This is a genomic window from Pseudomonas veronii, from assembly GCF_001439695.1.
Taxonomy (GTDB): Bacteria; Pseudomonadota; Gammaproteobacteria; order Pseudomonadales; family Pseudomonadaceae; genus Aquipseudomonas; species Aquipseudomonas veronii.
This window is the reverse complement of sequence record NZ_JYLL01000029.1, coordinates 69,906-77,951: the sequence shown is the minus strand read 5'-3', so window position 1 is coordinate 77,951 and position 8,046 is coordinate 69,906. Positions and strand designations below refer to the sequence as shown.

The 8,046-nt window shown below is 54.9% G+C and carries 7 protein-coding genes; 5 read left to right on the top strand and 2 right to left on the bottom strand.

The features are described from left to right. Positions 1-301: 301 nt before the first annotated feature. Together TU80_RS25325 and TU80_RS25320 are read left to right on the top strand one after the other, a co-directional pair. Positions 302-931, top strand: coding sequence for a LysE family translocator (locus tag TU80_RS25325; protein ID WP_057005669.1), 630 nt, complete (start codon positions 302-304; stop codon positions 929-931). A 218-nt stretch (positions 932-1,149) separates the two neighbouring features. Continuing rightward, positions 1,150-1,617 carry a DUF1203 domain-containing protein gene (locus TU80_RS25320; RefSeq protein ID WP_057005668.1) on the top strand — a complete coding sequence of 156 codons (468 nt, stop codon included), beginning with the start codon at positions 1,150-1,152 and terminating at the stop codon, positions 1,615-1,617. A gap of 162 nt (positions 1,618-1,779) precedes the next feature. Here the strand turns inward: TU80_RS25320 and TU80_RS25315 are convergent, their stop codons facing one another. Beyond that, positions 1,780-2,790: an aldo/keto reductase gene (locus TU80_RS25315; protein WP_057005667.1), complete on the bottom strand. Its 1,011-nt coding sequence runs from the start codon at positions 2,788-2,790 to the stop codon at positions 1,780-1,782. Positions 2,791-2,882: 92 nt separating this feature from the next. Here TU80_RS25315 and TU80_RS25310 point away from each other — a divergent pair, with 92 nt between their 5' ends. Continuing rightward, the gene (locus tag TU80_RS25310; RefSeq protein WP_057005666.1) at positions 2,883-3,782 is read left to right on the top strand and encodes a LysR family transcriptional regulator; all 900 of its coding nucleotides are present in this window, start codon (positions 2,883-2,885) and stop codon (positions 3,780-3,782) included. 145 nt (positions 3,783-3,927) lie between these two features. Here the strand turns inward: TU80_RS25310 and TU80_RS25305 are convergent, their stop codons facing one another. Beyond that, positions 3,928-4,500: a TetR/AcrR family transcriptional regulator gene (locus TU80_RS25305; protein WP_057005665.1), complete on the bottom strand. Its 573-nt coding sequence runs from the start codon at positions 4,498-4,500 to the stop codon at positions 3,928-3,930. A 184-nt stretch (positions 4,501-4,684) separates the two neighbouring features. Here TU80_RS25305 and TU80_RS25300 point away from each other — a divergent pair, with 184 nt between their 5' ends. Further along, entirely contained in the window at positions 4,685-5,341 is a 657-nt protein-coding gene (locus tag TU80_RS25300) for a glutathione S-transferase (protein WP_090234895.1), read from the top strand. Between the two features lie 452 nt (positions 5,342-5,793). Then, on the top strand, positions 5,794-7,941 hold the full coding sequence (locus TU80_RS25295) for a hypothetical protein (protein ID WP_057005663.1): 2,148 nt from the start codon (positions 5,794-5,796) through the stop codon (positions 7,939-7,941). The last annotated feature ends 105 nt before the right edge of the window (positions 7,942-8,046 follow it).

Here is an 8,046-nt window from a genome sequence, read left to right as displayed (position 1 = left end):
AAGAAGAGTTTCAACGCTATTCACCGCGTCTTTCAGAGGCGGCTCGAAAAAAACTCCGCAAGCTATTCATTGATGCAGGCGGTCACCTTGGCTAAGCGAGTACGACTTTTTCAACAGAATCGGCCGAAAGCGGTCAGTCATAAGCGGCTACGTCCGGCCAGGAGCGAACATCGAGTGCCTGCGAATTCAGGGCCGACTCATTCTGCACCAGACTGTAGCGCCCAAATACCCCCCCGCTGTATCTGCTTCTACCTGAACATTGCCGGTTAGCATGGCTCCTCATCCAAGGAGGTATTGCGCGATGCCAGACGCTACGAATCTCTACCTGTTCATTGTTGCCGCCTTGCTGCTGCTTATTGTGCCGGGCCCTAACATGGCAATCGTCACCAGCCACGCAGTTGCCCACGGCTGGCGAGCTGGCCTCGCGGCAGCACTCGGAATAACCCTGGCCGATTTGCTGATGACCGTCCTGGTTAGCGCGGGTCTAGGGGCGCTAGTGATGAGTTGGGCACCGGCGTTCGACTTGCTGCGGTGGGCAGGCGCTTGCTATCTGATGTGGCTGGCTTGGCAAGCATTGAAGGCTCCCCCTTCGGATACTGACGCTCAACCTACACAGGCTTCATTGCGGAAAATCTTTACCCGAGCCACGCTCAATAGCCTGTTAAACCCAAAAGCGCTGTTGTTCTTCATGGTATTCCTACCGCAATTCGTCTCCGTAGGCAGCAGCAGCGTCACGTTGCAATTGATGTTCTTGGGTGTGCTGCTTGCGCTGATCGCTTTGGTGTTTCATTCCCTGCTCGGATTTTGCGCCGGACGGCTTCATGCGCGCCTGGGCAAAGGCTTGATCTCCAAACGCCTAGGCGCTTATGGCTTCGCTGCGGTAATGGCGGCTCTGGCAGCACGCTTGGTCTTTCTAAACCGACCGGTTTAAAGACCCCATGCCCGTCCGACGTCACATGTTTCAACATCGCGCCAGGCCCGCGCACATCGATCAGATGTCAGGTTTTGACCGGTCGCTAGCGCTGCCAAAAAGCAGAAATCTGCCCGAAGCAGCCGGTCGCGGCAGCTTGAATAAAGCAGCAAGAATCGGATAGTAAGTACTGTACGACTTCCAGTCTGATAGGACTCCAAACCAATAGGAGTTCGACCATGGCGTTCCGTATAACTGGCCTTTCCCCCGAACCATTCCAGTCACTGTTTGGATTGCCCGACCAAGAGCTGGCATCTCTTGGGATGAAGCGTTATATCGTCGACAGCAACCCAGGGTTTCCTGACCGTATCGAAATGAAAGATGCGGAGCTAGGTCAGAGCGTGCTTTTACTCAACCATGTCTGTCAGCCAGCCAAAACGCCATACCGCGCCTCACACGCGATCTTCATACGGGAGTGGGCCACGCAAGCTTATGACGCAGTCGATCAGGTACCTGAGTCTATGCGAATCCGCCTGCTATCACTTCGCGCGTTCACTGATGATGGGATGATGCTCGACGCCGACGTAGCGGATGGAATAGCAATAGAACCTGTAGTCACTCGGATGTTTGCCAATCCAGAGGTTAGTTACATTCACGTTCACAATGCCAAGCAGGGTTGCTACTCCGGGCGAATAGATCGGGCGTAGTCAACACCGGTCTTGGTGGCTCGTCCTTCTGTCGACTCTGCCGGTAACCGACTGGCCGGTATTGGTCGATAGCGGGCTATCAACCCGAATGATCTCCAAGAGTCACTCGCTGACTCCAGAGATCACACGCCGCTGAGCATCAACCGGCAGACATCAGCTTGCTCAAGCCACACTGCTGGGTACGTTCGTACCCATACCTTCAGGTAAATAGTGGCTGATTTCTTCTATTTCAGCCTGGCCAAGACGAACGCTGATGGCATCGATCAATCCATTCACCTGTTCAGGCCGGCGTGCGCCTACTATCGCGCCGGAGACTGCCGAATCACGCAGCACCCAAGCGATGGCGATGGCCGCCGCACTGACCCCATGCCTGGCACCAATGTTTGCCATCACTTCTACCAAAGCGAGATTCTTGCTGAGGCGAGGTTCCTGGAAGTCGGCGCTGCGCGATTTTCGCCAGTCGTCGTCGGGCAGCTGTGCAATCCGCTCGCGGGTCATGCTTCCCGTCAGTAGGCCAGATTGTAAAGTCGAGTAGGCAATCACGCCGACCTGCGCCGTTGCGCAATAAGGCAGAATATGGTCCTCGATATCACGCATCAAAGCTGAATACGGCGGTTGAAGGGAGGCGATATCGGTGACCGAGCGGGCTCGCTCAAGCTGGGGAACATCGAAGTTTGACACGCCAATTGCCCTTATCTTGCCCTGCGCCTTGGCTTGGGCCAGAGTCGCCAAAGCCTCCTCGATGCCTTCGCTGGTCCCATCTGCCGGGAACGCTGGCCAGTGAATCTGATAGAGGTCGATGACATCGACCTGCAAGCGACGCAGGCTGTCCTCGATCTCTTTCATCAGTGACTGGGGGGCGAGCGAATGAGAAATCTCACGGGTCTGGGGATCCCACACCAGACTGCCTTTGGTGAATACCAATGGACGACGCGAAGCCGGCACCTGACGCAGCAATTGCCCCGTCAACCGTTCGGCATGGCCGAGTCCATAGACCCCCGCTGTGTCGATCCAGTTGACGCCGCGCTCGACCGCGTACTCCAATGCCGCCAGGCTATCTCGGTCATCTTGTGCCCCCCAGCTGAACTCCCACCCTTGCCCCGCAATGGCCCAAGTGCCCATGCCAATTGGCGAAATCAACAACTCGGACGTACCCAGTCGATTCTTTTGCATAAACACCTCACATCGATTGATGCGCAAAGTATCCATGGGGAGGTTACCGACGATAAGATAGCCAATCGTGTTTGAACTACTGAACCCTATTCATGAAAACCCCATGCGATCTTTCCGAACTCGACGCCTTCGCCGCAGTGGCTCGCCATCACAGCTTTCGCAAAGCGGCCGACGAGCGAGGGGTGTCTGCATCGGCCCTGAGCCACGCCATGCGCGCCTTGGAAGGCAGGCTGGGGGTCAGGCTGCTCAACCGTACCACTCGCAGCGTGACGCCTACTGAAGCAGGCAATCAACTGCTCGCTACGCTGGTTCCAGCGTTGGCGGAGATCGCCAAAGGGCTGCATGAACTGACCTTCAAACAAGAAGTTCCCACCGGTACGCTGCGATTGAACGTATCGCGACCCGCAGCCCACCTCGTCATTGCGCCACTGCTGGCGCCATTCACTGCCGCCTACCCACGTGTCAACGTGGAGCTGGTGGCTGACGATAGATTGAGCGACATCATCGACAAAGGCTTCGATGCAGGCGTGCGCTTCGGCGAAAGCCTTGCCGGTGACATGATCGCCGTCCCGGTGGGCTCACCGCAGGGATTTGTCACCGTTGCTGCCCCCGGTTACCTCAGGAGGCACGGGACACCGGACACGCCACAAAGGCTGCTTGAACACGCCTGCATTGGCAGACGCTTCCCAAGCGGCAAACTGTACAAGTGGGAATATCGTGCCGAGGGCCAGCCCATGCGCCTGGCCGTGGCAGGACCGTTGATACTGGAAGATGACACCTTGATGATCCAAGCCGCGAAGGACGGTGCCGGGATCGCGTATGTGTATGAGGAGATGGCCAGGGACTACATGGCTCAGGGGCAACTGGAGGAAATTCTTGAAGACTGGAAAGCCCTGCCAAGCAGGTTTTTTATCTATTACTCCAGCCGGCGTCACGTACCGCCAGCGCTACAGGCGCTGATCGAATTTGTGCGTGAAACGCAGCACCCATGAAAAACCGAAGGCAGTTCATGTGGGCGCCGTCTGGAAGCAGGGGTTGTGAACAGGGTGTTCTGATCATTTGTTATAGAGAGGCAGCTTCTGGCCGATTTCTATCTGTCGCCAGCGGCAGTTATGGGTCGAAAGTGGCCACGACGCGTCAGGCCTGCGATGCCGGAATCAGCCCCGCTTCCCGGTAGCTGAGGATAAGATCGTCGAATAGGCCAATATCGAGCCGAGTCCGGGCAATCAATTGAGCGCCGGCAACGGAAGTGTAAATGGCGCGGGCACGTCGTTCACAACTTTCTGCGCTGCCCATTCCTGCGTCAGCCAGCACCTGTGTCAACCACGTCACATTGATGTCTGCAAACGCCTTGACCTCACGCCTGACCTCCTCGGGCAAGTCTTCATATTCCGCTGCCATGAAGCTGGACAGACAAAGCCTGTTGCCGTCTTCCAGCGATGTTCGAAAGATCGACGGGTAGATTTCCAGGCAACGAATCGGATCTGGGTTCGACTCACGAATCGCTTGCAAAACGCTGGCGGTGTCTTGCCAGTAGCGTGCAGCAACTGCGACGCCAAGGTCGGCCTTGCTCGAGAAGTGGTAATAGATGCTCGCGTTTTTGATCCCCACCGCTGCACCGATACTTCGAAAATTTATGCCGTTGTATCCATGCCTCTGCACCGCCGTTTTCGCAGCCGCCAAGATGGCTTCCCGCGCGTTTTCGCTCACGTTTGTGTCCTCAGGTCATCCAATGAGGTGAATTCTACTCGCTGCCTCGAATACCTGCCAACTGGAAGGTAGGGGTTGACGGCGCAAAAACAAGCGCCCAATCTTTACCTACCAACTGACAGGTAGATAGGTGAATACCATGAACTCTTCAGAACCGCAGTTAGACGTATCCATGCTCCCTTTGATGAAAATCCACGACTGGTTCGATGGCCCCTACCCCGCTCGTGTGCGCATCGCATTGGCAGAAAAAGGCATGCTTTCCCGAATCGAATTTGTATCGGTCAACCTATGGAAAGGCGAACACAAGAAACCTGAGTTTCTGGCCATCAATTACTCCGGAACGCTCCCCGTGTTGGAGTTGAAGGACGGTACGCTCATTGCCGAATGCACGGCCATTACTCAGTACCTGGACGTGCTGGATGGTAGCCCCATCCTTACCGGGCAAACGCCTGTAGAGAAAGGCCTCATCCACATGATGACCAAGCGTGCTGAAATCGAGTTTCTCGATGCGGTCAGCGTGTACTTCCATCACGCTACCCCGGGCCTTGGGCCGCAGGTCGAGCTTTCTCAAAACGCCGAATGGGGCGGTCGCATGCGCGACAAAGCGGTCAGGGGCATGCACTATTTCGATAGCCTTCTCAAACATCAGTCTTTCATTGCCGGTGAGACGTTTTCGATGGCCGACATTGCGGTTCTGGGAGGCATGATTTTCGCCTCGCTGGTCAAACTCCACGTGCCTGATGAATGTGAAGCGTTGCGGGAATGGCATGCCAGGATGCAAGAAAGACCGAGCGTGCAGGAATGGCGAGCGATGATTGAACATGGCGCGCCGCAAAGTTGAGGGGGGGCGCACCTGCCATCCCTGACCCGGATGGCGGATGCAGTTCAGCAGGAACTGATAAGCCGCTTTGGCTACCATTTTGAATGGTTGGGCGACTGGCAGCTATCGACCCTAAGCTGCCCTTCGCGAAGGGCAGCAGTCGGCCCAGAGTGTGTAAAAACGCTTCGCCAAAATTGAAGTGTCCGCGTCTACGTTAAATCTGAAATTTATCGGCACGTCTGCAGATTTGGATTTCGCGTAGAAACGCGATTTCCAGTCCGGCTTTGAGCACCTGACGTGCTCAAAAACGTTTTTACACAGCCTCGACCAGAAGCGGACGCTCAATAACGATTAATTCCGGTCAGAAGCAGACCTACATCTGAAACGCCTACTACGGAATTCGCCATGGAGTGCGACTAACTTCAAGATTATCGCTATCGTTGTAATCCCAGTTCCGTTCCCAAGGAAGACTCATGAGCGCATCGTCGATACCACTGGAAAACGAGGTTGCGGCCTGGCTGGTACAACTGATCGAAAGCGAGGGTTTGTATGACGCTATCGCTGGAAAGGAAGACTTGGTATCAATAGCCGAAGGCGTGCGCCAGGCCCACTTCATTCCCTCATTTGGTATCGACTATAGATCCAGATTAGCCTCCGCAGAAGCAACTGAGCATGTGCTCAATCAGCTGACATTGTTAGAAATCATCTCCGTCAATATGAGCATCTCTCTTACAACTGGAGAGGTGCTTCGGCCGGACATACTTTGCTTCAACCCGGAGTCAAGAACGCTGGTTGTTTTCGAGATCAAGAGAGCGGCAGAGACTGAGCGACAGACAGTCACTGAACTGGGAGGCTATGAGCAGGAGTTGAGAAACCTTCTGCCATTTGTAGGTGACTACGATATCTGTTTCGTGGTGGTAGCCACTGAGTGGTCGACCCTTTTGAACCATGCGGTTGGCGCATTGAATGCATGGTCGGGCAAACGATGCCTCGCCCTCAAGCTTGCTATCGATGTACCCGGCAAGAATTTGAGTCTGAGTTGCCACCTCCCGGAAGCTTGGCACCTAACCGGAAGCCTTGCGCTCGCCCCCGAAGCATTGCAGACCATTAACCTGTATTTGGCAGAAGATGACCCAGACATGGATGAAAACTGGCCGCCGAGGTCAGTCATTACCGCCATGGATGTGATAGCTCGTGCTGGTGATCGAGCCGGGTCTCACGGCTTCATGATGCTCTGGAAAGATGTTAACGGTATGGGGAGAGGTGTCTGGGGCTTAACTCTTTGTGGCATTGATCCATACGCGATGTATGCATGGTGGAGAGACCATGGCTTACCTCAGCGCGATTCCGACATCGCACTCTTCTTCGATAAAAACCTAGACGATATGCCCGGCTTGATACCAAGCTCCGTTTTTGCACACATCGATGAGGCAAGAACTCTGCTCTCTGATCGCTACGATCTTGAGCTTGGCGATACATTTAGCTGGGAGATGCAACTCAAGGCTCTGCGCATGCAAGCCCTGCCGAGACGATTCGAGTTTTGGGGCAGCCTCGGACAATACGCCCAGAAGTTTGTCTGTAACCCAAGCGTTCGCGACCGGTATATGCCCTACATCGGGCACAATGATCTGGACTGGACAGATCCAGACGTAGCACTTCCGCTTATCCAAAACCTCGCGCAAGGCACTCCATTTTCAGGAGGACAGATAAGTTGTAGCGACGCGTTCAAAGCTGGTACCGCTATCGGGACACTCATCATAGCTCTAAGGAATGCAGCGGCCAGCGAAGCTGCGGCGTTGAAACTAGAACCCTTCGTTTGCTGGTCTCAATACGAAGCGCTTCGTTACGCGATTGAAATGCAGCAGATGAGTGCCGGAACTGATGAGATTGAGGAGCCAATTCCTACCCTGACGAATAATCCCCAGCAAAGGCTGCAGGCTGCGGAGGCGATGAGACTCTGGATTTTTTCCCACCTCCTTGGGGATGACCATCCTTTCCATCAGCATTGCTTTGAACTCGGGTGCAGCGGACCATTTCTATTTGAAGACTTGGCTCTACGACTAGGCTATCAGCTACCCCCAGAGCCCCGAGGACACATGCTTGGTGAGCTCCGTGAAATCATGAAGCGAGCGATCCCGAAGGTTGCGGCCAGCGTGGGGTACCAAATCCGCAGTGAAGCCTACAAGGCGTTTGCAGACTATCTTTCCCCCTATCTTGATATTGGGTCTTGTCACGACGAAACGTCAGTGGGGACTGCGGTCGATGCGATGCCCGATGATGAGCTGATTGCTCAGTTTCCCAAGCAGATTTTGAAAGGCATCGACAGCATTATCCCTTTGGTTTTTCACCAGGCAAAAGCGGTTCCGATCTCTGCAGTCGACTGGGATTGGCTCAAAGCAGGGATTCGAGCTTTGTACGATGCTGGTAACCATCACGGAGCAGTCATCCGCCAACTGGATGGAACCATTGGCACTGGATGCGTCGACAAAGGCATGACCGGCTTGCTAGTCCCCATTTCAGATCCAAAGGAGGAAGTGTACTTCTATGACAATCTCGCAGGGCACGCCATTATGGCGAAAATCACGTGGCGGAAGCTGATTGAAACGGTTACTTCCGATTAACGTGCTCACCCCTTTTGGGCCACGGCGGCGACTCGCGCATTCCAGCAGATGACTGGCAGGAACCGGCCACAAGCAGTCGTTGGAATTGGCCTGAAGATGTACACA